Raw genomic sequence first — 22,903 nt, 5'->3', positions numbered from 1 at the left:
GTGGAGTGATGAGCGAGAACACCCGCGAGGCGGCACGACGGATCCTGCGCTCCCTGGTGGGGCGGGACGATGCGGACTTCCACGATGGGCAGTTCGAGGCCATCGAAGCACTCGTCGACGGACATCGTCGTGCACTGGTGGTCCAGCGCACGGGGTGGGGAAAGTCCGCTGTCTACTTCGTCGCCACGGCGTTGCTGCGTGAGCGCGGTGCCGGCCCCACGGTGCTCGTCTCGCCGCTGCTCGCCCTCATGCGAGACCAGATTGCCGCTGCCGAGCGCAGCGGCGTGAGAGCCGTCGCCATCAACTCCACCAACGCGCACGAATGGACCACGGTGTCGGCGGCGCTGGAGAACGACGAGATCGACGTGCTCCTCGTCTCGCCGGAACGACTGAACAACCCTGCCTTCCGGGAGAACCAGCTGCCGTCACTCGTTCGGCGCATGGGCTTGCTCGTGGTGGATGAGGCGCACTGCATCAGCGACTGGGGTCACGATTTCCGGCCCGACTATCGGCGTCTGCGCGACCTCATCGCCGAACTCGATCCCACCGTCCCGGTGCTTGCGACAACGGCCACGGCTAACAGCCGCGTTGTCGCCGATATCGCCGAGCAGATGGAGACGGCCAACACTGATGTGCTGACCATTCGTGGTCCGCTTGCGCGGGCGTCACTGCGACTCGGCGTGCTGCGACTGCCGGATGCGGTCACGCGCCTCGCCTGGCTGATCACCCACATCGGTGATCTCGCCGGGTCGGGGATCGTCTACACGCTGACGGTGGCTGCCGCGGAAGACACCGCGCGAGCCATGCGGACCGCGGGTATCGACGCCTACGCCTACTCCGGCCAGACGCCGGTCGAAGAGCGCGAAGAGCTCGAGCACAAACTGCGACGCAACGAGGTGAAGGCGCTGGTTGCCACGTCGGCCCTGGGCATGGGATTCGACAAACCCGACCTCGGGTTCGTGGTGCACCTCGGCGCTCCGTCGTCGCCCGTCGCCTATTACCAGCAGGTCGGTCGCGCGGGTCGCGCAACGGATCGAGCCGATGTTCTGCTGCTGCCCGGCCCGGAAGACACGGAGATCTGGGAGTACTTTGCCACATCGTCCATGCCCGACCAGGAGCGCGCCGAGCGAGTGATCACCACGCTCGGCGACGCGCCGATGTCGACCCCTGCGCTGGAAGCGCGCGTCGACATTCGCCGGTCCCGCCTCGAACTTCTCCTCAAGGTGCTGGACGTCGATGGCGCGGTCCGTCGGGTCCAGGGGGGCTGGGTCGGCACGGGCCAGCCGTGGACCTACGATGCCGAGCGCTATGGGCGAATCGCCGCCGCCCGCCGGGCAGAGCAGGAAGCGATGCTCGCGTACGAGCGCACCACCGAGTGTCGGATGATGTTCCTCCAACGCGCGCTGGACGACGCTACTGCCGCACCCTGTGGGCGCTGCGACAACTGCGCCGGAGCCTGGATCGATGCGCAGGTCGCATCGTTCGCGGCGGAAGAGGCTCGCACCGCCATGGATCGTGTCGGTGCGGTGATCGAGCCGCGCGCGCAATGGCCCACGGGGATGGGGTCCCTCGGGCTCAGCCTGACCGGACGCATCCCGGTCGACGAGCGATACGACGAGGGTCGCGCCCTTGCCCGGCTGACCGACCTCGGGTGGGGCAATACCATGCGCGAGATCTTCGCGGCCGGAGCCGCGGATGCGCCTCTGCAGCCGGCCGTGCTCAACGCCTGCGCGCGCGTGTTGGGGGAGTGGTCGTGGGCGGAGCGGCCCGTCGCCGTTGTCTCCGTTCCGTCTCGCACCCGCCCACAGCTGGTGTCGTCGCTCGCCCAGGGGCTCGCTGGTCTGGGACGGCTTCCGTACCTCGGCGAGCTCGCCACCACGGCCATCGGTACCGCATCTGAGACCGGCGGCAACAGCGCGTTCCGCCTGTCGCGTGTCTGGGGCACACTCCACGCCACGGGGCTCGACATTCCCGCCGGCCCTGTGCTGTTGGTCGACGACATCGCCGACAGCCGATGGACGCTGCAGGCTGCCTCGTCCGTGCTCCGTGCGGCAGGTGCCACCCGCGTGCTGCCCTTCACCCTCGCCCTCCGCGCCTGAGGCTGCGCCGCGCGCCGGAGGCTCCTCGTGCTGCGCGCCGGAGGCTCCTCGCGCTGCGCGCCGGAGGCTCCTCGCGCTACGCGCCTGAGGCTGCGCCGCTCGCGTTTCGCGGCTGAGGTTGCGATCCTCGCGCGGGGCGCTTGGGTCCTCGCGCGGGGCGCTTTGAGTCCTCACGTTGTGCGCTCGTGATCGTCGCGCCGTGTGGCCGCGCTGCGTTCCTCGCGTCGCGCGGCTGAGGTTGCGATCCTCGCGCTACGCGGCCGACGGCGACCGCTGCGCGCTTCGAGTGTCGGTTCGAGTCCGTAGACTCGTCCGGTGGCCAAACTCTACTTCCGATACGGCGCGATGAACTCGGGCAAGTCCACTGCACTGCTCCAGGCCGCGTACAACTACGAGGAGCGCGGTCAGACCGTGTTGCTGACGAAGCCGGCCATCGATACCAAGGGTGCCGGGCAGATCGAGTCCCGCCTCGGCATGACGCGCGACGTCGACTTCCTCCTCCACCCGGGCGATGACGCTCGCACCGTGGTGCGCGAGTATCGTGAGCGACTCCTCGCTCACGCTGCTGAGGCCCTCATCCCTGGCGGCGTCGGAGACATCGCGTGCGTGCTCGTCGATGAAGCGCAGTTTCTCACCCCGACTCAGATCGATGATCTGTTCCGTATCGCCGTGCTGGACGGGATTCCCGTGCTGGCCTACGGGATTCGCAGTGATTTCCGCACCGCGGCTTTTCCCGGTTCGCGCCGGCTGCTGGAGATCGCCCACTCCCTCGAAGAACTGAAGACGATCTGCCGGTGCGGTCGCAAGGCCGTCTTCAACGGCCGTGTGATCGATGGTCGGTTTGTGTTCGACGGCGACCAGGTTGCCATCGATGCCGCCACGTCCGATGTCCGCGATGAGCACTTCGTCACGTACGAGTCGCTCTGCGGCTCCTGCTATCTCGAGGAATCCGGCGGCGTCCTCGCCCCCTGAAGTCCGCACCATGTCCCGCGAGACTTCCGTCTGTGGGTGACAATCGCCGCGTTGCGCTGATTCTCGCCCACAGACGGAAGTCTCGCGGTGTATGGGTGTGCCTTCCTGCGGAGGATCATGAGCATTGTGTGTGGTCCGACCACAGTGATACGCTGTGGTCGGACCACAGTGACGACCGCGGGAGCGGCGTTCGAGCGACGGGGCGAGGATGAGCGAGAGCACGGGCGAGGCGGCGCCGAAGGCATGGCAGAACGTCATCGAGCATGTCGAATCCCGATTGCTGTCCGGCGACCTTGTGCCGGGAGATCGACTTCCCGGCGAACGGATCCTGTCCGCTGACCTCGGCGTCGGCCGGTCCAGCGTCCGCGAAGCGCTGCGCGTGCTGGAGGTCATGGGCCTCATCCGCACGGCCACGGGATCCGGCCCCAACGCAGGCGCGATCATCGTCGCCACGCCGGAAGGTGGAATGAGCGCGCTCATGCGCCTGCAGGTTGCGGCCAGTGGATTCCGGGTGGCGGACATCGTGCGCACTCGACTGATCCTGGAGTCCGCCGTCGCCGGCGACCTTGCTCGGGTCGGTGGCGATCTGGGCGCGGCAGCCGCGCTGCTGGACGCCATGGATGCCCCCGACGTCACGCCCGAGGAGTTTCTTGCTCTGGACGCCGCGTTTCACCTCGCGCTGGCATCGGCCGCGGGCAACCAGGTCATCATCGCGACGATGGCCGGGCTTCGCCACAGCATCGAGACCTACGTGCGCGACGGGGCCGCTCGCCTCGCGGATTGGCCCACGATGGCCGATCGCCTTCGCGCGGAGCACCGCAGCATCATCGCGGCGATCCGCGAGGCCGACCCCGAGGCCGCCTCGACCCGCACCCACGACCACATCGCGGGCTACTACGCCGCGATCTCCCTCGACCCCCACAACATGCACACCGCACAGCGAGAGGAAAGCGCCTGATGGTCAAGCGCCAGTTCCCGAACCCCATCGAGCTCGCCGAGCTCATGAAGTTCAAGAAGCCCACCCTGAACCCCACCGATCGTCGCCTGGAGAAGGCGCTCACGATCGCCGACCTGCGCACCATCGCTCAGCGCCGCACCCCTCGTGCGCCCTTCGACTACACCGAGGGCGCCGCCGAGGGCGAACTGTCGCTCGCACGCGCGCGCCAGGCGTTCGAGGATGTGGAGTTTCACCCGTCGATCCTGCGCAGTGTGCCTGAGGTCGACATGACCACCGAGGTGCTCGGCGGCACGTCTTCGATGCCGTTCGGCATCGCGCCCACCGGCTTCACGCGCATGATGCAAACCGAGGGCGAGATCGCCGGTTCCGGTGCCGCGGGCGCCGCCGGCATCCCATTCACACTGTCCACTCTCGGCACCACATCGATCGAGGACGTGAAGGCGAACAACCCGAACGGCCGCAACTGGTTCCAGCTCTACGTGATGCGCGACCGCGAGGTCTCCTACGACCTCGTCCGTCGTGCCGCCGCCGCCGGATTCGACACGCTGTTCTTCACGGTGGACACCCCTGTCGCGGGTGCGCGTCTGCGTGACAAGCGCGCCGGCTTCTCGATCCCGCCTCAGCTGACGCCCGGCGTGGTCATCAACGCGATTCCACGTCCGGCCTGGTGGATCAACTTCCTCACCACCCCGAAGCTCGAGTTCGCGTCGCTCTCGTCAACCGGCGGCACTGTCGGCGACCTGCTCAACGCTGCCATGGACCCGACCATCTCCTTCGATGACCTGGAGATCATCCGCTCGCTGTGGCCGGGCAAGATCATGGTGAAGGGCGTGCAGACCGTCGAGGATGCGCTGCTCCTCGCCGACAAGGGCGTCGACGGCATCGTGCTTTCCAACCACGGTGGGCGCCAGCTCGACCGTGCGCCGATCCCGTTCCACCTGCTGCCGCACGTGGTGAAGGAGCTCGGTTCCGACATGGAGATCCACGTCGACACCGGCATCATGAACGGCGCTGACATCGTGGCCTCCGTAGCACTGGGTGCGAAGTTCACGCTCGTCGGCCGCGCGTACCTTTACGGTCTGATGGCCGGCGGGCGTCGCGGTGTGGACAAGACCATCTCGATTCTCGGCACCGAGATCGAGCGCACGATGAAGCTGCTAGAGGCCGCGAGCATCGAGGAGCTCAGCCCGAAGCACGTCACGCAGCTGTCGCGACTGCAGCCCATCGCGAAGCCGTTCGCGGACGTCGCCGAGGCGATGACCGCCGACCAGCCGCGCACCGTTCCGGCCAACAAGTCGGCGCGATCCGTCAAGGCCCCGGCGAAGGCGGCCAAGGCCAAGGACGTGGCCGCGAGCTGACCGACAGGTAGGAAGGGCCGGATGAGACGTCTCATCCGGCCTTTCGCGCGTGATGCCTGTGGTGAGTCCATGAACATGCGCCCAGTTCATGAGGGCAACGCCACGCGGGTCATGGACTCGGCGCATGTTCATGTGTCGGCCGCATCCGCAGTACCGACCCGACAAGCGGGGTCAGACCCGGACCGGGAGCTCCAGCAGCAGGGCATCGAGGTGTGCCGCGGTGTCCTCCCAGCCCTCGACGGCGCGAGCGGGCACCCCGAGAGTGAGCACCGGGTAGTCGTTGCCGCCCTCGTCGAGACGGTCGCCGTAGAAGAGCATGTCGGAGAACGCGATGCCGGTCGCTTCCGCCAGCCGCGTCATCCCGTAGGCCTTGTCGATGCCGATACGGGTGATGTCGATGGAGGTTGACCCACCCGAACGGACCTCGAGATCCGGAACCAGTGCGGCAACGGCCTCACGCAGGGCCGACTTCTTGGCACCCGTGGGATCCCACGCCTTCTTGTCGTCAAGGGCAGCTCGCTGTCCGAGCGCGGAGAAGGTGATCTGCGATCCACGGTCCTCGATCACATCGCCCGCCGGGTTCGGTTCCCAGAGCCCGAGGCGCGCTGCCTCCGAGCGCAGCGCCGCGATCGCGCGCTCCTTCTCATCGTCGGTGAGGTAATCGGCGTAGACGGCGGCGAAGGCCGAGCCGTCATGCCGGAAGTACTGGGTGCCGCACGTGGGCATCAGATGCAGGCGCTCCAGTGCACCCTCCGAACCCGCCGGGAGGTAGGCGAGCACCTGGCTGCGAAACTGCTCCCACTGTCCGCCGGAGATGATCGCCACCTCGACACGCTCGGCAAGCTCCACGAGCAGTTGCGCGATGCGCGGGTTCACGGGGGACTTCGATGGAGCGAGAGTGTCGTCGAGATCGAAGGCGACGAGCTTCGGTGCAGGCACGGCAGATGATCCTTTGTCCGGGAAGCCACCAGTTTAGCGAGGAGCTTCTGTACGCTGCCCGGACAGCCCAGGCGATGAACCGCGCGTCGCCCACACCACCATCCCTGCCGCTCCGAGAGCGAGGAGCAGCCCGAGCGACGTCAACAGGATGTTCGGCCACCCGCGTTCGGGGAGCAGGAAGCCGTAGGGAACCCACCCGTCGGTGACACCACGGATCAAGACGACCACCAGCCACACCAGCGGATAGGGAAGCAGCACCCAGAAGTGTCGCCACTGGACGCCGGGGTGGTCGCGGATCACGATCCAGTCCAGGAGCATGAGTGCGGGCAACGCGATGTGGAGCACCGCGCTCACCCACGGCGGCGCGGCTCCGGTGCCGGGAACGAGCACGTTGTAGATGATGGCGACCAGCATCATGCACGCGGTGGCCACCGCGCGGGCCAGCGTGAGGGGGACGGAGAACGAATGCCGGGTCCACCCCGCCGCGCCGGTCAGGATCAGCACGATCGCGGTGAGGAGGCTGGTGAGGTTGGTGAAGAACCCGAAGTAGTCGATCAGCGAGATGCCGTGCGTGTTCGCGAGCAGGCCGAATGTGTACGTGAGGATACCAACGATGATCGTGCCGAACGCGAGTCGCGCGACCGCGATCGGTCTTCTGATGGAGCGGGTCATCTCTGTGCTTCCCCTGTGTCAGCCATTCTTGACGCGGAACCTGAGAACACCCGCGCGGCTGTTAGGGCGACGTCTTGTCCTCGGAGAGGGGAAACACCGAAGGGCCGGTTCTGATGAACCGGCCCTTCAGCGATTGTGTCGGGGTGACAGGATTTGAACCTGCGGCCTCTTCGTCCCGAACGAAGCGCGCTACCAAGCTGCGCCACACCCCGTTGATGACAACTCATTCAGTCTACCTGATCGGGTGAGGTGATCTTGACCAAAAGTCACCCTTTTCGGGGCACCAGGGTGATCAGCGACGCCTCTGGACGGCACGCGAAGCGGATCGGCGCGTAGATCGAGTGACCGAGTCCTGCGCTCACATTGAGGGGGATCGGGCGTGTCGCGGACGGCCACGAACTGAGCCCCCGCGACTGCGACAGTGGGATGTCGCAGTTGGCCACCAGAGCACCGACACCGGGGATGCGGATCTGTCCGCCGTGCGTGTGGCCGGCGAAGATCATGTCGGCACCTTCTGCCGCGAATGCATCCAAGACACGGCGGTAGGGGGCGTGCGTCACCCCGATGGTGAGCCGTGGCAGATCGGACTCCTCGGCCCGCAGCGCAGCCGCATGCGCCGGAAGCTCGTCGAGGCGATCCCACTGCCGATGCGCGTCGCCCGTTCCGATGATGTCGACGCGGTGCCCTCGGATGTCCACGGAGGCTGCGGCGTTGTCGACGCTGTTCCAACCGAGGCCGTCTGAGAGGAACGAGTCGAGGCCTTCGATGTCGAGCCGTGGCGCATCCTCGATGAACTTCGACGGACCGGTGAAGTACCGGAGGGGGTTGCGTGGCGCGGGACTGAAGACATCGTTCGATCCGTAGACGTACGCCCCCGCAACGCCTGCGAAGCCGGCGAATCCGGCTTGGATGCCGCGGAGGGCGTCCTCATGGCCGAGGTTGTCGCCGGTATCGATGATGAGGTCCGGGCGCAGGGAGGCGAGCGATGCCAGCCACGCCTGCTTGCGTACCTGCCACGGTGCCATGTGCACATCCGAGATGTGCAGGATACGAATCGGGTCGCTGCCCTCGGGGAGTACCGCGACGGTGTGCTGGCGGAGCGTGTAGAGATGACGTTCGATGCCGATGCCCCACGTGAGGGCAGCGGCACCGGCCACCCCCACCGCCCCGAGGGCGGTGAGGGCCTGGCGTGCTGCGGATCGCATCAGTCAGTGGTGTCCGTGGTCATGGTCATCAGCCGCAGGTCTTGGCTGAGTACGTGATGGTCACCGTGGTGTCCGTTTTCGCCTTGGTATTGCCTGCCGGATTCGTCCCCGTGACTACACCATTGCCAGGGGCGTTGCTATCGGTGTTGCAGGTCTGCAGGAGTGACAAGAATCCCGCCTGCTGGAGAGCCGTTACGGCCTTCTGGAACGACTGCCCCGTAACGTCGGGGATCGTGACATTGCCCTTCGAGTCGTCGGGTTTGCCCTTGCCGTTGCTGGGCGTGATCGTCACGAGCGTCCCGCCCGCGGCTTTGCCGGCGCCCGGATCCTGCGAGGTGATGGTTCCGGCCGCTTCGTCAGCATCCACCGGGGATCCGACGGACACCTGGAAGCCGGCGTCCTCCAGGACCTTGGTGGCTTGATCAACGGTCATCCCGACCACGCTGGGGAGATCCTTGTACACGACACGGATGAGGTTCTGATCTGGTGCTGGGAAGTCGGGCGCCGGGTAGAACTCGTCCGCCGCCCGCTGAAGATCGGCACCGAGATAGTAGCGGATGTTGTTGAGCATCATGCCTGCCTGGTCGACCCACGTGCTCTCTACGGGGACGTCGCCGTTGTACTGTCCCACCCACGCCACGCTCGTGACACGGGAGCTGGTCTGGATAAGCCAGGTCTGCTGGGACTGGTGCGTTCCGGTCTTACCGCCCACCATGGTGCCGTCATAGGGGTTACCCTGCGATCCAGTTCCGCCGCCTTCCATGACGCCGCGCAGCGCGTAGAGCGCAGTCGCAGCCACTTCAGGGGTCGTCACGGGCGTTCCAGCCGGGTTGATGCCGAGGTCAATCTCGGAGCCATCAGCGTTCTGAACGCTGTCGATGAGACGTGGCTTGTGGTAGACGCCGCCGTTGGCGAGAGCGGCGTACGCGCCGCCCATTCCGAGCGGCGAGACGTTGCCGGAGCCAAGAAGGGTGAACAGCACCTTGTCGAAGTCGAAGGGCCGGCTGGTGTCCGGGTCCGTTCCTTCGCGGCCGTCGACCGCACCGAAGCGCTTGGCGACGTCGATGATCTCGCACACGTCGAGCTGCTCCGCCATCGCGAAGAACCCGGTGTTCAGGGAGTCCTTGGTGAACCTCAGTGGCGTCCCTCGGTAGCCGGGGTTGCTCGCGAAGTTCTCTGACGTGCCCGTGACGGAGTCGTCGCCGCAGTGCGATGTGAAATTCTTACGGTACCTGCCATCGAGCTGCTCATTCAGGGACTTTCCCTTTTCAAGCCAGTCGATCAGCGTAAAGACCTTGAACGTCGAGCCGACCGAGAACCCTGTGCTCTGATCGCCCCATCGGTAGTCACCCGCGAAGACCAGCGGAGTTGTACCCGGGGTTCCGCCCACAGGGTCGTAGCTTGTGTTTTGCGTCAGACTCAGGACGCGACCCGTCGATGCTTCGATGTTCAGTCCCGATGAACCAACGAGGATTCCGTCCATTGCGGCCGGAACGAGGGAGTGCATCGCGTCGTTAGCCCGCGTCTGCAGGTTCCAGTCCAGCGTGGTGTAGACCTTCAGGCCACCACGGTTGAGGAGGAGTTCGCGATCCTCCTGCTCGGCACCGAAAGCGGGGTCGGAGAGGATGCTCTCCTGCACCAGGGTGCAGAAATACTCGGCTCCGGCTGCCGTAGCGCAGCCTTTCTTGAGGTCCTTGATCACGGGTTCGATGGGAGCGGCGAGCGTGGCGTCGTACTCCTCCTTCGTGATCTTCCCGTCCTTGTTCAGATTGAACAGCACGGTGTCGCGGCGATCCTTCGCGAGCGAATAGCCATCCGCTGCGCCGTTCTTCTCGTTCTCGGGCTGGTCGAGTCGATAGTTGTTCGGTGACTGCACCATACCGGCCAGCGTGGCCGCCTGGTTCAGGTTGAGTTGCGACGCAGGAACGCTGTAGTAGCGCTGAGCTGCGGCCTCGATGCCGTAGGTCAGCCCGCCCCAGGACGCGATGTTGAGGTATCCGAGAAGGATCTCCTCTTTGGTGTACTGCTGCTCCAGGGTGATCGCGTAGCGCATCTCACGAAGCTTGCGCTCGATGCCCTCCATGCCCTCCTGGATGGCGTAGTCGGACCAGCACTTGTTGATTGCTTCGATGTCGCCCGGGGCGGTTTCGCGCTCGCACTGCTGCATCAGGACGTTCTTCACATACTGCTGGGTGATGGAAGAACCACCACCGTCAGAATCTCCACCGCTGACCAGTTTGCCGAGCAGGGCTCGCGTCGTACCCGTCAGGTCGACGCCCCCGTGGGTGTAGAAGCGGTTGTCCTCACTGGACAGGAGAGCATCGATCATGACCGGAGCAACCTGGTCGAGGGTAACCGGGTCGCGGTTCTGCTCGTAGAACTTCGCCATCTCGACGTACTGTCCGCTTGCCGGGTCCTTGGCGTAGAACGTCGACGGCAGCATCGTCGTGTCGATTTCAAGCATCGGGGGCAACTCGTTGAACATCGAGATCGCGCCGGTCGCCGCGGTGCCGCCGACGGCGATGGCGGGAGTGACGGTCGCGGTGACGAGAACACCGGCGATGGCACTGAGGCCGACGAGGCCGAGGAGGCCGCCGACGACGCCGCTGGCCGTGCGTTTGGTTCGAGGCATAGGCTAGATGCTAATGCCGCTCCCTGAGAGGACGGCCTCTCATTCGCCGCATTCGGAGCTTTCAATGACCACGTGGGAATACCTGACGACGCCCCTGCTCATCCACAACACCGCAGCCATCCTCAACAACTGGGGAAAGCAGGGCTGGGAGCTGGTGCAGGTGGTGACCGGACCCGAGGGCGGTCTCGTCGGCTACTTCAAGCGCCCCGTCACGGACGCGGCACCCGCCAACACCGGCCTCGCCTCCGCGGCGCAGGCCGCCCAGCAGTTCCAGGAGTGAGCATGACCGTTTCCGCACGTCTCGCCGAGCTCGGCATCGAGCTTCCCCCGGTCGCGGCACCCGTCGCCGCCTATGTGCCGGCGGTCCGCCACGGTGACCTCGTCTACACGTCGGGTCAGCTTCCCATGGTCTCCGGCGCGCTTCCCGCCACCGGCAAGGTGGGGGAGGGACACGGGCTTGTTCCGGCGCCTGACGCACAGTCGTATGCGCGTCAGTCGGCGTTGAACGCGCTTGCCGCCGCAGCGGCGATCGTCGGCGGCGTCGACAACATCACCGGGGTGCTCAAGCTCACCGGTTTCGTGGCGTCCGTGCCCGAGTTCACGGGACAGCCGGGTGTCATCAACGGCGCCTCGGTCCTCTTCGGTGACATCTTCGGCGACGCCGGCGTGCACGCACGCTCCGCCGTGGGCGTGCCCGTGCTTCCCCTCGACGCGCCCGTCGAGGTCGAGGTGATCTTCACCGTCGCCTGACGACCTGCCTGGTGAACGGCCTCCGCCCGATGGTGGAGGCCGTTCGTGCGTTCGGCGTCACGGTTGCTGAGCGCCGACGTCTCGCGTCGCTCGCTCAGCAACCGCACCAGCCAGAACAAGAGTGCTCAAGAACCGTGGGAGGACGCCGCCACGGAGGCGAGTCGAGAAGCGACGACACCCGACATGACGGCAATGACGGCGGTGAGTGCCGCGCAGATCAGGAGCGCCGCCATCGCGGTGGGATCGCCGGTCGTGGCGAGCAGGAGAGCCGGGATCGCCGTCCCGCCGGTCGCGCCGCAGGCGACCAGGATCCCGACCACGCGAGGAGCCTGCGCGTCGGACGCCGTGTCCAGTCCGATGCCGACCAGTGCCGCATAGCCGGTGGCGAGGGTGGCGACCACGATCGCGATGCATCCCAGCGCCACGAGTGGTGCGGTGTCGCGAACGGTCGCTGCGACTCCGAGCAGCACAGTCGCGAGGATCATCCCGAGGATGAAGGTGCGCCGCGGCGGATGCCCCCGGTGCACGAGGACGGCGAAACCGAAGCGGCCGACGGCTACGACACCCCAGTACATCGTGGTCGCGATCGACGCGGCGGTGGGGGACAGGTGCGCCAGACGCTCTCCGAACACCGCGGACCAGCCTGCGAACACACTCTCCACGCCCACGAAAAGCGCGAGCGTCACCGCGACCACGAGCAGCGTCGTGCGCTGGCCCAGCCGTGCTCCCTTGCTCGCCGGGCGTGAAACGGGCAGCGGCGAGCGCCACAACAGCGCACCGGTCACGGCATGCCCGGCGGCGAGCGCGATCACGAGGACGATCCGCCACACATCGACGGCAGCAACCGCGAACAACAGCGGCACCGTGGCAGCGACCACCGCCACCACGCCGGTGAGTCGCGCCAGCAGTCCGGCGGTTCCCGCGGACTGCGCTGCCGCCCGGGCAATGAGGTTTCCGGCGGCCTCGGAGACGCCGAACCCCAGTCCGCCGATCAGGGCCGCCGCGATGAATCCGATGGCTCCGGGAGAGACGAGAATCGCGATCAGCGCGACAGCTTGAATCGCGGACCCGATCCCTGCGATCCGCGTCGGGCGCAGCCGCGCGCCAACGGCGGTGGTCACGAGCACACCGATCAGCAGCCCGAAGAACAGCATCGGGGCGGCCAGCAGCACCTGCTCGCCGTCCGCCGCAGCTCGGGCGGGAATGAGGGCGGGGAAGGTGGCGGTCGTGATGCCGAGCCCGGCGAATGCCAGGTAGACCGCTGCGCGCGCGTTCACGTCAGCGGCTTCGCATGCGCTGGATGGCGTCGTACGTGGAGTGCAGCGCACTCATCGACGCGTCGTAGTCCGAGCTTGCGACGCCGATGAAGAGACAGTCGACCACCATCAGCTGGGCGATGCGACTGCCCAGGGCGCCGGAGCGGAACCCGGTCTCGCGCGCCGCCGTGGTGAGGACGATATCGGCCTGCTGGGCGAGCGGTGCACCGGCATGATTCGTGATGGCGATCGTGGCCGCACCGCGGGCCCGGGCCAATGAGAGGTACTCGACCGTGTCGCTGGTGTTTCCGGAGTGGGAGACCGCGATCGCGACGCTCGTGGCGTCGTACGTTGCCGCAGACGTCCACGCGGCGTGGGCGTCGTTCCAGGACAGCGCAGTGCGGCCGATGCGGTTGAGCTTCTGCTGCAGATCCAGGCCGATGAAAGCGCTCGCCCCGAGTCCGAAGACATCGACGCGCGCCGCGCGCGACACGATCTCCACGGCGCGAGCGAGCTCCGACGTATCCAGCGTGCGCGCGGTGTCGGCGATCGAGAGGGTCTCGGCGAGTGACACCTTGGCGACGATGTCGTCCATGCTGTCGTCGCGCTCGATGTCGCCTCGGGCCTCGGTCAGTCGCTCGGCCATGAGTCGCTCGCTCACGCTCGCGGCGAGAACATCGGCGCGCAGCTGCTTCATGTGCGCGTAACCGAGGCGCTGAACGAAGCGCATCACCGAGGTGGTGGACGTGTCGCATGCTGTGGCGATCAGCCCGACGGACGTCTCCGCGGCGGTGAGGGGGTCACCGAGGAAGAAGTCGGCGATCCGCTTCTCCGTGGGTCGAAGCTCGGGCATCATCGCCCGCATGCGGACGAGGACGGTGGTCGCGCTCGCATCATCGCGGGCGGTCGTTGGGCTCATCGGAACTCCTCTTTCGGGCATGACACTACCGTGCGTGGAAAAAAGTTTCATCTGTGGACGTTCTGGTGTACTTTTGTGCCAATCGAGATCACCGATGCTCTCCTCGGCGGCACAGCACCCATCGCCAGGCGAGGCATCTGAAGAGGAGTCCTCATGAACGCAGGATCGCGCAGGATGCGCGTCACCCTCGCTACGACCGGCCTCGTGGCCGCGCTGGCGCTGGTCGCCACCGGTTGCACCTCCGGTGGTGGCACCACGTCGCCGAGCTCGGCACCCGAGGGCAGCGGTGCTGCCGCTGCGGGCGGCGCGCTCGTCATCGGTGTGACCAGCGACCCCGACACCCTGGACCCGTGGAAGGCCACGCAGTTCCAGGCGGTCAACGTGCTGCAGAACCTCTACGGCACGCTCACCGAGTTCGACGCGGACCTGAATGTGGTTCCCGGACTCGCCGAGAAGTGGGACGTCTCCGAAGACGGCCTCACCGTCACCTTCACGCTGCGCAGCGGCGTGACATTCGCCGACGGCAGCGCCTTCGACTCGGCCGATGTGAAGCACTCGCTCGAGGCCATCATGAACCCGGACACGGCCGCGGTCTCGGCCGCATCGCTGGCTTCTGTGGCCTCGGTCGCCGCACCGGACGCGAGCACCGTCGTGCTCACGATGAAGTCGCCGGACGCCGCCCTGTTCGCCAACCTCGCCGTCGTGAACATGGCGATGCTCTCCAGCGATGACGCCGAGGCGTCCCTGGAGACCAAGCCCAACGGGACCGGTGCCTTCAGCTTCGACAGCCGCACGCCGAGCCAGTCGATCACGCTCAAGCGCAACGAGGCCTACTGGGGCGACAAGGCGGTCCTCGACTCGGTCGAGTTCCGCGTGATCCCGGACGAGTCCTCGATCGTGTCGGCCATGCAGTCCGGCAACGTGCAGTTCGCGGTGTTCAACGACCCGCTGGTGGCCCAGACCGCTGAGACCGGCACCATCACGGTGGAGAAGACCCCGCAGTTGAGCTACCACGCTCTGCAGCTGAACGCGCACAAGGACGCCGTCTCCGACGTCAACGTCCGCCTGGCCATTCAGTGCGCCGTCGATCGCCAGCAGGTGCTGGACACCGCGGCACTCGGCGAGGGCGAGGTGACGGGACCCATCACGTCGCCGGCCTACCGCTCCGACCCGGACGCCCGCCCCTGCCCCACTCGCGACCTGGACAAGGCCAAGGAGTACCTGAAGAAGGCGGGCAAGGAGGGCGGCGTCGAGCTGACCACGATCGTGTCGCAGGGAGAGTACGCCACCTCGGTGAACGAGGCGCAGAACCTCAAGTCGCAGCTGGCGGAGGCCGGCATCACGCTGAAGCTGGATGTGCTGGAGTCCGGTGCGTACGTCGAGCGCTGGAAGGCCGGCGACTTCGACGCTGCCGTCGCTCTCAACGGTGGTCGTCCGGACCCGGACGGCATGTACTCGCGCTACTTCACCAGCACCGGAAACCTGAACCAGGTGGCGGGCTACAGCTCGCCCGAACTGGACAAGCTGTTCGCGGACGGCAAGGCCACCAGCGATCCCGCTGAGCGCAAGAAGATCTACGAGCAGGTTTCCGACGAGCTCGAGAACAACGCCGCGTGGATCTGGATGTTCACGAGCTACACCTACACCGCCACCACGTCGAACGTGACCGGCTTCACCCCGATGGCCAACGGCTCGCTGCAGTCGCTGCGTACCACCGGTCTGAACTGATCCGACGTGCGGGGCGGGCATCGCGCCCGCCCCGCACGCTCACACGAACCCCACGGGAGCTGATCCATGCTGAGATCGATCCTCCGCAACGTCTGGCTGCGGAAAATCCTCGCCGCGATCGGCACGCTGTTCGGCGTCGCCGTCTTCGTGTTCGTGATGCTGCGCGCCATCCCCGGCGACCAGATCACCGCGAGCCTGGGCACAGAGGGCGCGTCGCTGACGCCCGAGCAGCGGCAGGCGCTGGAGGCCTACTACGGCATCGACCAGCCGCTGATCGTGCAGTTCTTCTCCTGGCTCGGCAACATCTTCGTCGGAAACCTCGGGTTCTCCTCCCGCGCGCAGATGAGCGTCGCCGATCTCACTGCGGCCTCGCTGCCCGTGACGATCGAGCTCGCTCTCCTGTCGATCGTGCTGGCGCTCGTGATCGGCATCCCGCTCGGCATGCTCTCCGCGTCCAAGCCCGACTCGCCGCGCGACGCCGTGGGCCAGGTGGTGGGCCTTGCCGGGCTCTCGATCCCCGCCTTCCTGCTGGGAACCGCGCTGCTCGCGGTGTTCGCGGCATCGTTCGGCTACAACCCGAACGGCCAGGGATACGCCCCGCTGTGGGTCAATCCGGGCCTCAACCTCCAGCAGATGCTGATGCCCGCATTCGTGCTCGCGTTCGGCATCGCGGCCCCGATCATGCGGACGACACGCACGGCGGTGCTGGAGGTTCGCAACAACGACTTCATCCGCACCGCGCGCGCCAAGGGAGTGCCCGCGCGGCGCCTGCAGTTCACCCACGTCCTCGGCAACGCCCTGGTGCCGATCGTCACGATGACCGGACTCCAGTTCGGCTACCTCCTCGGCGGTGCCGTCGTGGTGGAGCAGATCTTCTCGCTGCCCGGGATCGGTCGCCAGGTGCTGCTGGGGATCCAGCAGAAGGAATACGCACTGGTGCAGTCGACGGTGCTGATCATCGCGCTGTCCTTCGTCATCGTGAACCTGCTGACGGACCTCCTCTACCGGATCATCGACCCCCGGGTGCGTGCATCATGAGCGACCTCTCCACCACCGCGATCGCCCCCGGCGGCGGTCAGCTGCGCGAACGCGTTCGCCTGCTGCTGCGCAGCCGGTCGGGCCTTATCGGCCTGATCCTCGTCATGATCCTCACGCTCCTGAGCCTCGCGTCGGCATTCGGCTGGCTGCCGTACGACCCGCTGGCGCAGGATCCGCCGTCCCGCCTGCAGCCGCCGAGTGGTGCGCACTGGTTCGGCACCGATCAGTTCGGTCGCGACGTCTTCGTACGAGTCGCCGCGGGTGTCGCCAACTCCGGTCTCATCGCCGTGGTCGCCGTGGCCTTCGCCACCGTCGTCGGTACCCTCGCGGGTGTGTTCGCCGGCTTCTACCGTGGCATCTCGGATGGCGTCGTGACGGCCATCACCAACATTCTGTTCGCCTTCCCGCCGCTGCTGCTGGCTCTCGCGCTGGCCTCGGTGTTCGAGCGGAACTGGTTCACCATCGCGGTAGCGATCGCCATCGTCTACGTGCCGATCTTCATCCGTGTGACGCGCGGACCCGTGCTCACGCTGCGGGAAGTGGAGTATGTGAAGGCGGCCAAGAGCACCGGCCAGTCCAGCATCACCACGGTGTTTCGTCACGTGATCCCCAACCTGACCTCGATCATCATCGTCCAGGTCACACTGTCGCTGTCGTGGGCGGTGCTCACAGAGGCGGCGCTGAGCTTCCTCGGCCTCGGCGCCCCACCGCCCGCGCCCTCGCTCGGATCGATGATCTTCGAGGCCCGCACGCTGATCATGGTGGCGCCGTGGACCATGATCGCGCCCGGTGTCGTGGTGGTGCTGCTCGTGGTGGGCCTGAACCTCCTCGGTGACGGCCTGCGTGACAGTCTCGATCCCCGCAACCGGGGCAAGCGATGATCCGACCCCCTCGTGCCGTTCACCCGGCGGCACCCGCCTCGCAATCCCGGCGCCCCGCGTCGGAACAGGAGTACCCATGCGCATTCTCGGACTGATCTCGGGCACGTCCCACGACGGGATCGATGCCGCGATTGTCGATTTCCAAGAGGGCGACGGCCACCTCGTGGGCCGCGTCGTGCACACCGCGGAGACCCCGTACGAGCCGGCATTGCGCCAGCGCATCATCGACGCGCTGCCGCCGCGTCCCACCACGTTCGCCGAGATGTGCGAGCTGGACACTCTGGTGGGCCAGGCCTTCGCCGATGCTGCGGCATCCTCCATCGCCGCCGCGGGTGAGGTCGATGCGATCTGCTCCCACGGACAGACGGTGTTTCACTGGGTGCAGGACGGGCATGCGCGCGGAACGCTGCAGATCGGCCAGCCCGCGTGGATCGCGGAGCTGACCGGCGCACCCGTGATCTCGGACGTGCGGATTCGCGACATCACCGCGGGCGGCCACGGCGCACCGCTCGTGTCGTTCCTGGACGAACTGCTGCTGCGCGGTCGCGGCACCGCTGCGGCTCTGAACATGGGCGGCATCTCCAACGTCACCGTCATCCGCGACGGCTCGGTGGTGGCGTACGACATCGGTCCTGCCGGTGCCCTGATCGACGCAGTGGTCACCGACCTGGGCCTGAACCCGTTGGGATTCGACGCCGATGGCACGATCGCTCGCTCGGGCACCGTGGATGACGAGCTGCTGGCGTCCTTCCTCACCGAGCCGTACTACGAGCAACCGGCCCCGAAGAGCACGGGCAAGGAGCTGTTCCACCTGCCGTACGTCCACCAGCACGTTGCGGCGCTCGGCCGTGAGGTGGCTCCCGCCGATCTCATCGCCACCCTGACGGAACTCACGATTCGCACGATCGTGGACGACGTCCGTCGCGCGGACGTCGGCTACCTCGCGGTCTCCGGCGGAGGCGTGCGCAACCCGGTGATCCTCGAAGGGCTCCGCGCCGGCCTTCCCGGCACGGAGGTCGTGCTGGCCGACGAGCTGGGTGCTCCTGCCGATGCCAAGGAGGCGATCCTCCTCGCGCTCATCGGCTGGTGCACACTGCACGCTGTTCCCGCGATCGTCCCGGGCGGCACCGGTGCGCGCGAACCGCGGGTGCTCGGCACGATCACGCCCGGTGCCGGGCCGCTGCAGCTTCCCGCCCCCGTTCGGGTGCTGCGAGACCTGCGCCTGGAATCCGCATGACTCCTCTCACCCTCCGTTTTGCTGTTGCCGATGATCATGCGGCGATCACCGCGCTGTTCCTCCGCTGCTTTCGCGAGAGCTATCGCGGAATCCTCGCGGATGAGACGATCGCGGCGACGACGGATGAGCGCGCGGCTGCCCTGTGGCGTCGAGTGCTCGACGCGGCGGAAGGTGCGAGTCTCGTGGCCGTGCGCGACGGGGCAGTCGTCGGCGTGACGCGCTGGTCGGCTGACGACGTCCATTCGCTGTATGTCGATCCCGACATTCATGGCGCCGGCATCGGATCGACACTGCTCGATGCGGCCGTCGCGCGGATCGCCGCAGCCGGTTTCGATCGCGCGCGACTGTGGGTGTTCGCCGATAACGCGCCGTCGGTGGCGTTCTACCGGTCCCGAGGGTGGGAGCCGACCGGCACCACCCGTGTGGAAGAGGAGTTCGGCAGCACGGAACAGCAGATGGAGAAGGTGATCGTGTGATCACACAGCTCCTGGTCCATTGCCGTCGGCTCGCGCTCGCGCAGCCATTCGTCACCGCCGTGCGTCGCGCGGATCACCTCGACGTGACACTCGTCGAGGCGCGTGATGACTCCGGACGGTCCGGCTGGGGTGAAGCGGCGGTGAGCTGGCGGGTGACGGGGGAGAGCCCCGAGTCCGTGACGGCCGCCGTCGAGGGACCGCTCGCCGACGCGATGCGCGGGCGCGATGCTGCCGATCCAGACCTGCCGGACGCGATCTCGGCCGCCGTTTGGGGCAACGCCGCAGCGCGCAGCGCTGTCGAATGCGCTGTGCTGGACCTGGCCGCGCAGCGCGCCGGGGAGACGTTTGGCGCTGGCCTCGGTGCCGGATCGCTGTCGGTTCGAACGGACATGACTCTCTCTGCTGCATCCATTCCCGCCACGGAAGCGGCCGCCGGTACGGCCGTAGCGCAGGGATTCGGAACGATCAAACTGAAGGTGAATGCGGCGACCGACCTGGTGGCCCTGATGCGCGCCGTTCGGTCCGCGATCGGCGACGATGTCCGGGTCCGCATCGACGCGAATCAGGCGTGGAGCACCGAGGACGCGATCGAATGCCTTCGTGGCGTCGAGTCCGCGGGCATCGCGATCGAGCTGGTGGAACAGCCCGTCGCTGCCGCGGATATCGCCGGCCTGGCCGAGGTGCGGAGGCGAGTGGGTATCCCGATTCTCGCGGACGAGGCGGTGCGCACCGCCGACGATCTGGATCGGATCCTCGCGCTCGGTGCCGCCGATGCCGTCAACCTCAAGCTCGCCAAGAGCGGCGGCCCCACCGCCGCGCTGCGCCTCGCCGCACGGGCGCACGATGCGGGGGTCGGCGTGCTCGTCGGCTGCATGCTGGAGAGCGCGGTGGGTGTGGCGTCCGCCGCAGCCGTCGCGGGCGCTTGCGCGCCTGATCGCGTCCACGACCTGGATGGCGGGCTCTGGCTCGTCGGATCACCTGTTGTGGGCGGGGCGCACTACGACGAGGACCGCATCATCTTGAGCAGCCTCCCGGGGCTCGGGATTCAGACCATCACGGAGGGGACGAGATGAGCGCCAGGGCAGCCGTCGCACGGATCCTGACCGGGCCGAACCCACCCAGCGGTGTTGTCGTCGGCACATCCGTCACCGAGGCGATCGACATCGCCGCGGGCGGTGTGGACGGAGCCGGACACGCGGTCACGCCCTCATCGAGATTCGATGTCGCGTCGGTGACCAAAGTCGCCGCCACCACATCGGCGCTGATGCGTCTGGTTTCCCACGGCGCGCTCGATCTGGACGTCCCCGCAGGCAGCATCCTGCCGGAGCTGCGCAGTGCGGCGGACGCGAGCATCCGCGACCTTCTCACTCACCGAGCCGGGCTGTGGGAATGGCAGCCGCTCTACTTCACGTCCGATCCGTGGAAGACGGTATGCGAGCTGCCGCTGCGTTACGAGCCGGGTGCCGGACGGCACTACTCGGACCTCGGCTTCATGATTCTCGGGCGGATCGTGTCGGCGGTTGCCGGCGCACCCCTCGATGAGGCTGTGCGAGCACTCGTGGCCGAGCCGCTGGGGCTGACCTCGACCGGGTACGGGCCGGTGGCCGACGCGGTGGTCAGCGGTCACGGTGACGCGACCGAGCAGCGCATGGTGCGCACCGGAGAGCCGTATCCCGTCCTGCTCACCGACCCAGGATTCACCTGGCGGGCGGCGGACATCCGCGGCGTCGTCAACGACGGGAACGCCGCACACGCCTTCGGAGGCGTCTCCGGTCATGCCGGCCTCTTCACTACGGTTGCGGATCTGCTCGCACTGGGACGCGCGCTGCTCTCCGGGGACTTCGTCGACGAGCGCGTCGTCGCTGACTTCTTCACCGAGGGTGCAGATCCCGGTCAGGCGCTGGGCTGGCGCACGGGCCGAGCCCGTCTGGACGGCTTCGACTACCGCATCATCTGGCACCCCGGCTTCACCGGATGCGCGTTCGGCGTTCTTCCCGAAGCCGCCACCGCGGTGGCCGTGCTGAGCAATCGCCTGCTCGCACCCGAGCCGCGAACCACCGACTCCATCTGGACCGACGCGCTCAGCGCGGTCCCGAACCTCACCTGGGAGAGCACATCATGAGCACGGAACCCGTTCTGCGCATCGAGAACCTCTCGATCGCCTTCCGCTCCGGATCCGAGACCGTCACCGCGGTGAAGGGCGTCTCGATCGACGTCGCAGCGGGCGAGACCGTCGCCGTCGTCGGTGAATCCGGCTCGGGGAAGTCGACGACCGCGGCGGCGATCAACCGGCTGCTTCCCGAGAACGGGCGCATCACCGGTGGCAGCGTTCGCTTCGACGGGCGGGAGATCACCGAGCTCAGCGAGCATCAGATGGTGAGCCTGCGTGGCGCGGGTATCGGCCTCGTGCCGCAGGACCCGATGTCCAACCTCAATCCGCTGATGCGCGTGGGGGATCAGATCGGCGAGGCGCTGGAGGTGCACGGGCTCACCAAGGGCGAGAAGACCACCGAGCGCGTCATCGAGCTGCTCGACATGGTCGGCATCCCCGACGCTCGAAACCGCGCGCGTCAGTACCCGCATGAGTTCTCCGGTGGTATGCGCCAGCGCGTGCTGATCGCTATGGGGCTGGCCTGCCGACCACGACTGCTGATCGCTGATGAACCCACCTCGGCGCTCGATGTCACCGTGCAGCGGCGTATCCTCGATCAGCTCGACACCCTCACCGACGAGCTCGGCACCGCCGTGTTCCTTATTACTCATGATCTGGCGCTCGCGGCCGAACGTGCCGATCGGATCGTCGTGATGTTCCGCGGCGACGTGGTGGAGACGGGTACCAGCGATGAGGTGCTGCGCAACCCGCAGCACGAATACACGAAGCAGCTCATCGCGGCGGCCCCCAGTCTGTCCAGTCGTCGCGAGCCGTTGCCGGAGCGCGCGGTCACGTCCGCTGAGCCGCTGGTCGTGGTCTCGGACCTCACGAAGGTGTTCTCGCTGCGCAACCCCGTGGCGGGCGGTCCCACCACGTTCACCGCCGTCGACGGTGTGAGTTTTGAGATCCCGCGCGGACGCACCGTGTCCATCGTGGGGGAGTCCGGGTCGGGCAAGTCGACCACCGCCAACATGGTGCTGGGTCTCGAGGATGTCACGAACGGCACGATCACGATCGACGGCATCGACATCGCGCGTGCACGACGTCGGCAGATGTTCGCGCTGCGCCGCCGGATCCAGCCGGTGTTCCAGAATCCGTTCGCCTCTCTCGACCCGCGCTATACGGTGCAGCAGAGCATCGAGGAGCCGATGGCGGTGCACCGCGTCGGCACGCCCGCGTCGCGGCGCGCCCGCGTTGCGGAGCTGTTGGACAGCGTGGCGCTGCCCGCGGCGATGGCCACGCGCCTGCCGCACGAGCTGTCCGGCGGCCAGCGTCAGCGGGTGGCGATCGCTCGTGCCCTCGCTCTCGAGCCGGAGCTGGTCGTGCTCGACGAGGCCGTGTCGGCGCTGGACGTGCTGGTGCAGGCGCAGATCCTCGACCTGCTCGCGGACCTGCAGCAGCGCCTTGGACTCAGCTACCTCTTCATCAGCCACGACCTCGCCGTGGTGCGCATGATCTCGGACGAGGTGCACGTGATGCAGCGCGGTCGGATCGTGGAGAGCGGCACCCCGGAGCAGATCTTCGACGCACCGCAGCACGAGTACACGCGGGAGCTGCTGGCGGCTATTCCTGGCGCGGAGCTCGGCCTCGCCTGAGATGGACGAAGGCCCGGCCGTTCCGGAGCGGGAACA

At 67.3% G+C, this 22,903-nt stretch carries 20 protein-coding genes and 1 tRNA gene; 14 read left to right on the top strand and 7 right to left on the bottom strand.

The genetic code is table 11. From position 1 onward, the window contains the following. Window positions 1–8 precede the first annotated feature (8 nt). The 4 genes from ACI3KU_RS01680 (at window position 9) to ACI3KU_RS01665 (ending at window position 5,387) form a co-directional block, all read left to right on the top strand. Window positions 9–2,099: a RecQ family ATP-dependent DNA helicase gene (locus ACI3KU_RS01680; protein ID WP_404920547.1), complete on the top strand. Its 2,091-nt coding sequence runs from the start codon at window positions 9–11 to the stop codon at window positions 2,097–2,099. 315 nt (window positions 2,100–2,414) lie between these two features. Beyond that, window positions 2,415–3,071, top strand: a complete 657-nt coding sequence (locus ACI3KU_RS01675; protein WP_404920546.1) for a thymidine kinase — start codon at window positions 2,415–2,417, stop codon at window positions 3,069–3,071. 208 nt (window positions 3,072–3,279) lie between these two features. Beyond that, window positions 3,280–4,029: a FadR/GntR family transcriptional regulator gene (locus ACI3KU_RS01670; RefSeq protein ID WP_404920545.1), complete on the top strand. Its 750-nt coding sequence runs from the start codon at window positions 3,280–3,282 to the stop codon at window positions 4,027–4,029. Then, window positions 4,029–5,387 (top strand): alpha-hydroxy-acid oxidizing protein, encoded by a 1,359-nt coding sequence (locus ACI3KU_RS01665; RefSeq protein WP_404920544.1) that lies wholly within the window; start codon window positions 4,029–4,031, stop codon window positions 5,385–5,387. Before ACI3KU_RS01670 ends, ACI3KU_RS01665 begins: the two co-directional genes overlap by 1 nt. A 171-nt stretch (window positions 5,388–5,558) precedes the next feature. Here ACI3KU_RS01665 and ACI3KU_RS01660 read toward each other — a convergent pair whose 3' ends face one another. The 5 genes from ACI3KU_RS01660 to ACI3KU_RS01640 form a co-directional block, all read right to left on the bottom strand. Then, a complete protein-coding gene (locus ACI3KU_RS01660) occupies window positions 5,559–6,326 on the bottom strand; it encodes an HAD-IIB family hydrolase (RefSeq protein ID WP_404920543.1) in 768 nt (255 codons plus the stop codon). Between the two features lie 33 nt (window positions 6,327–6,359). Further along, the gene (locus ACI3KU_RS01655) at window positions 6,360–6,998 is read right to left on the bottom strand and encodes a Pr6Pr family membrane protein (protein ID WP_404920542.1); all 639 of its coding nucleotides are present in this window, start codon (window positions 6,996–6,998) and stop codon (window positions 6,360–6,362) included. Window positions 6,999–7,136: 138 nt separating this feature from the next. Further along, window positions 7,137–7,210 (bottom strand) — tRNA-Pro (locus tag ACI3KU_RS01650). A gap of 54 nt (window positions 7,211–7,264) precedes the next feature. Next, window positions 7,265–8,203 (bottom strand): metallophosphoesterase, encoded by a 939-nt coding sequence (locus tag ACI3KU_RS01645; RefSeq protein WP_404920541.1) that lies wholly within the window; start codon window positions 8,201–8,203, stop codon window positions 7,265–7,267. Window positions 8,204–8,231: 28 nt separating this feature from the next. Beyond that, entirely contained in the window at window positions 8,232–10,835 is a 2,604-nt protein-coding gene (locus tag ACI3KU_RS01640) for a transglycosylase domain-containing protein (RefSeq protein WP_404920540.1), read from the bottom strand. Between the two features lie 64 nt (window positions 10,836–10,899). Between ACI3KU_RS01640 and ACI3KU_RS01635 the strand changes: the two genes are divergently transcribed. Together ACI3KU_RS01635 and ACI3KU_RS01630 are read left to right on the top strand one after the other, a co-directional pair. Continuing rightward, entirely contained in the window at window positions 10,900–11,115 is a 216-nt protein-coding gene (locus ACI3KU_RS01635) for a DUF4177 domain-containing protein (RefSeq protein WP_231091843.1), read from the top strand. 2 nt (window positions 11,116–11,117) lie between these two features. After that, complete coding sequence (locus tag ACI3KU_RS01630; RefSeq protein ID WP_404920539.1) at window positions 11,118–11,585, top strand: RidA family protein; 468 nt, start codon at window positions 11,118–11,120, stop codon at window positions 11,583–11,585. Between the two features lie 125 nt (window positions 11,586–11,710). Here ACI3KU_RS01630 and ACI3KU_RS01625 read toward each other — a convergent pair whose 3' ends face one another. Together ACI3KU_RS01625 and ACI3KU_RS01620 are read right to left on the bottom strand one after the other, a co-directional pair. Continuing rightward, complete coding sequence (locus ACI3KU_RS01625; protein WP_404920538.1) at window positions 11,711–12,862, bottom strand: MFS transporter; 1,152 nt, start codon at window positions 12,860–12,862, stop codon at window positions 11,711–11,713. A gap of 1 nt (window position 12,863) precedes the next feature. Next, complete coding sequence (locus tag ACI3KU_RS01620) at window positions 12,864–13,760, bottom strand: MurR/RpiR family transcriptional regulator (protein ID WP_404920537.1); 897 nt, start codon at window positions 13,758–13,760, stop codon at window positions 12,864–12,866. A gap of 153 nt (window positions 13,761–13,913) precedes the next feature. Between ACI3KU_RS01620 and ACI3KU_RS01615 the strand changes: the two genes are divergently transcribed. The 8 genes from ACI3KU_RS01615 (at window position 13,914) to ACI3KU_RS01580 (ending at window position 22,867) form a co-directional block, all read left to right on the top strand. Beyond that, window positions 13,914–15,488 (top strand): ABC transporter substrate-binding protein, encoded by a 1,575-nt coding sequence (locus tag ACI3KU_RS01615; RefSeq protein WP_404920536.1) that lies wholly within the window; start codon window positions 13,914–13,916, stop codon window positions 15,486–15,488. A gap of 66 nt (window positions 15,489–15,554) precedes the next feature. Next, entirely contained in the window at window positions 15,555–16,526 is a 972-nt protein-coding gene (locus ACI3KU_RS01610; protein ID WP_404920535.1) for an ABC transporter permease, read from the top strand. After that, a complete protein-coding gene (locus tag ACI3KU_RS01605; RefSeq protein ID WP_404920534.1) occupies window positions 16,523–17,407 on the top strand; it encodes an ABC transporter permease in 885 nt (294 codons plus the stop codon). The genes ACI3KU_RS01610 and ACI3KU_RS01605 overlap by 4 nt, the downstream gene beginning before the upstream one ends. A gap of 76 nt (window positions 17,408–17,483) precedes the next feature. Next, window positions 17,484–18,644: an anhydro-N-acetylmuramic acid kinase gene (locus ACI3KU_RS01600; protein ID WP_404920533.1), complete on the top strand. Its 1,161-nt coding sequence runs from the start codon at window positions 17,484–17,486 to the stop codon at window positions 18,642–18,644. Continuing rightward, entirely contained in the window at window positions 18,641–19,120 is a 480-nt protein-coding gene (locus tag ACI3KU_RS01595; protein ID WP_404920532.1) for a GNAT family N-acetyltransferase, read from the top strand. Before ACI3KU_RS01600 ends, ACI3KU_RS01595 begins: the two co-directional genes overlap by 4 nt. Beyond that, window positions 19,117–20,193, top strand: coding sequence for a mandelate racemase/muconate lactonizing enzyme family protein (locus ACI3KU_RS01590; protein WP_404920531.1), 1,077 nt, complete (start codon window positions 19,117–19,119; stop codon window positions 20,191–20,193). Before ACI3KU_RS01595 ends, ACI3KU_RS01590 begins: the two co-directional genes overlap by 4 nt. Then, the gene (locus ACI3KU_RS01585; RefSeq protein ID WP_404920530.1) at window positions 20,190–21,242 is read left to right on the top strand and encodes a serine hydrolase domain-containing protein; all 1,053 of its coding nucleotides are present in this window, start codon (window positions 20,190–20,192) and stop codon (window positions 21,240–21,242) included. The genes ACI3KU_RS01590 and ACI3KU_RS01585 overlap by 4 nt, the downstream gene beginning before the upstream one ends. Further along, window positions 21,239–22,867, top strand: coding sequence for an ABC transporter ATP-binding protein (locus ACI3KU_RS01580; protein ID WP_404920529.1), 1,629 nt, complete (start codon window positions 21,239–21,241; stop codon window positions 22,865–22,867). Before ACI3KU_RS01585 ends, ACI3KU_RS01580 begins: the two co-directional genes overlap by 4 nt. Window positions 22,868–22,903: the final 36 nt, after the last annotated feature.

It is taken from the genome of Microbacterium sp. ZW T5_56 (assembly GCF_044987425.1).
Lineage (GTDB): Bacteria > Actinomycetota > Actinomycetes > Actinomycetales > Microbacteriaceae > Microbacterium.
Note: the sequence above shows the minus strand (reverse complement) of the source record. Positions and strands in the feature narration are given on the sequence as shown.

What these genes read in the sequence shown, in the direction of transcription:
- ACI3KU_RS01610 (WP_404920535.1), top strand. Translation starts at nt 15,555, where the DNA reads ATGCTGAGATCGATCCTCCGCAACGTCTGGCTGCGGAAAATCCTCGCC.
- ACI3KU_RS01655 (WP_404920542.1), bottom strand. Translation starts at nt 6,998, where the DNA reads ATGACCCGCTCCATCAGAAGACCGATCGCGGTCGCGCGACTCGCGTTC.
- ACI3KU_RS01605 (WP_404920534.1), top strand. Translation starts at nt 16,523, where the DNA reads ATGAGCGACCTCTCCACCACCGCGATCGCCCCCGGCGGCGGTCAGCTG.
- ACI3KU_RS01630 (WP_404920539.1), top strand. Translation starts at nt 11,118, where the DNA reads ATGACCGTTTCCGCACGTCTCGCCGAGCTCGGCATCGAGCTTCCCCCG.
- ACI3KU_RS01640 (WP_404920540.1), bottom strand. Translation starts at nt 10,835, where the DNA reads ATGCCTCGAACCAAACGCACGGCCAGCGGCGTCGTCGGCGGCCTCCTC.
- ACI3KU_RS01620 (WP_404920537.1), bottom strand. Translation starts at nt 13,760, where the DNA reads ATGAGCCCAACGACCGCCCGCGATGATGCGAGCGCGACCACCGTCCTC.
- ACI3KU_RS01665 (WP_404920544.1), top strand. Translation starts at nt 4,029, where the DNA reads ATGGTCAAGCGCCAGTTCCCGAACCCCATCGAGCTCGCCGAGCTCATG.
- ACI3KU_RS01615 (WP_404920536.1), top strand. Translation starts at nt 13,914, where the DNA reads ATGAACGCAGGATCGCGCAGGATGCGCGTCACCCTCGCTACGACCGGC.
- ACI3KU_RS01680 (WP_404920547.1), top strand. Translation starts at nt 9, where the DNA reads ATGAGCGAGAACACCCGCGAGGCGGCACGACGGATCCTGCGCTCCCTG.
- ACI3KU_RS01670 (WP_404920545.1), top strand. Translation starts at nt 3,280, where the DNA reads ATGAGCGAGAGCACGGGCGAGGCGGCGCCGAAGGCATGGCAGAACGTC.
- ACI3KU_RS01645 (WP_404920541.1), bottom strand. Translation starts at nt 8,203, where the DNA reads ATGCGATCCGCAGCACGCCAGGCCCTCACCGCCCTCGGGGCGGTGGGG.
- ACI3KU_RS01580 (WP_404920529.1), top strand. Translation starts at nt 21,239, where the DNA reads ATGAGCACGGAACCCGTTCTGCGCATCGAGAACCTCTCGATCGCCTTC.
- ACI3KU_RS01595 (WP_404920532.1), top strand. Translation starts at nt 18,641, where the DNA reads ATGACTCCTCTCACCCTCCGTTTTGCTGTTGCCGATGATCATGCGGCG.
- ACI3KU_RS01635 (WP_231091843.1), top strand. Translation starts at nt 10,900, where the DNA reads ATGACCACGTGGGAATACCTGACGACGCCCCTGCTCATCCACAACACC.
- ACI3KU_RS01585 (WP_404920530.1), top strand. Translation starts at nt 20,190, where the DNA reads ATGAGCGCCAGGGCAGCCGTCGCACGGATCCTGACCGGGCCGAACCCA.
- ACI3KU_RS01600 (WP_404920533.1), top strand. Translation starts at nt 17,484, where the DNA reads ATGCGCATTCTCGGACTGATCTCGGGCACGTCCCACGACGGGATCGAT.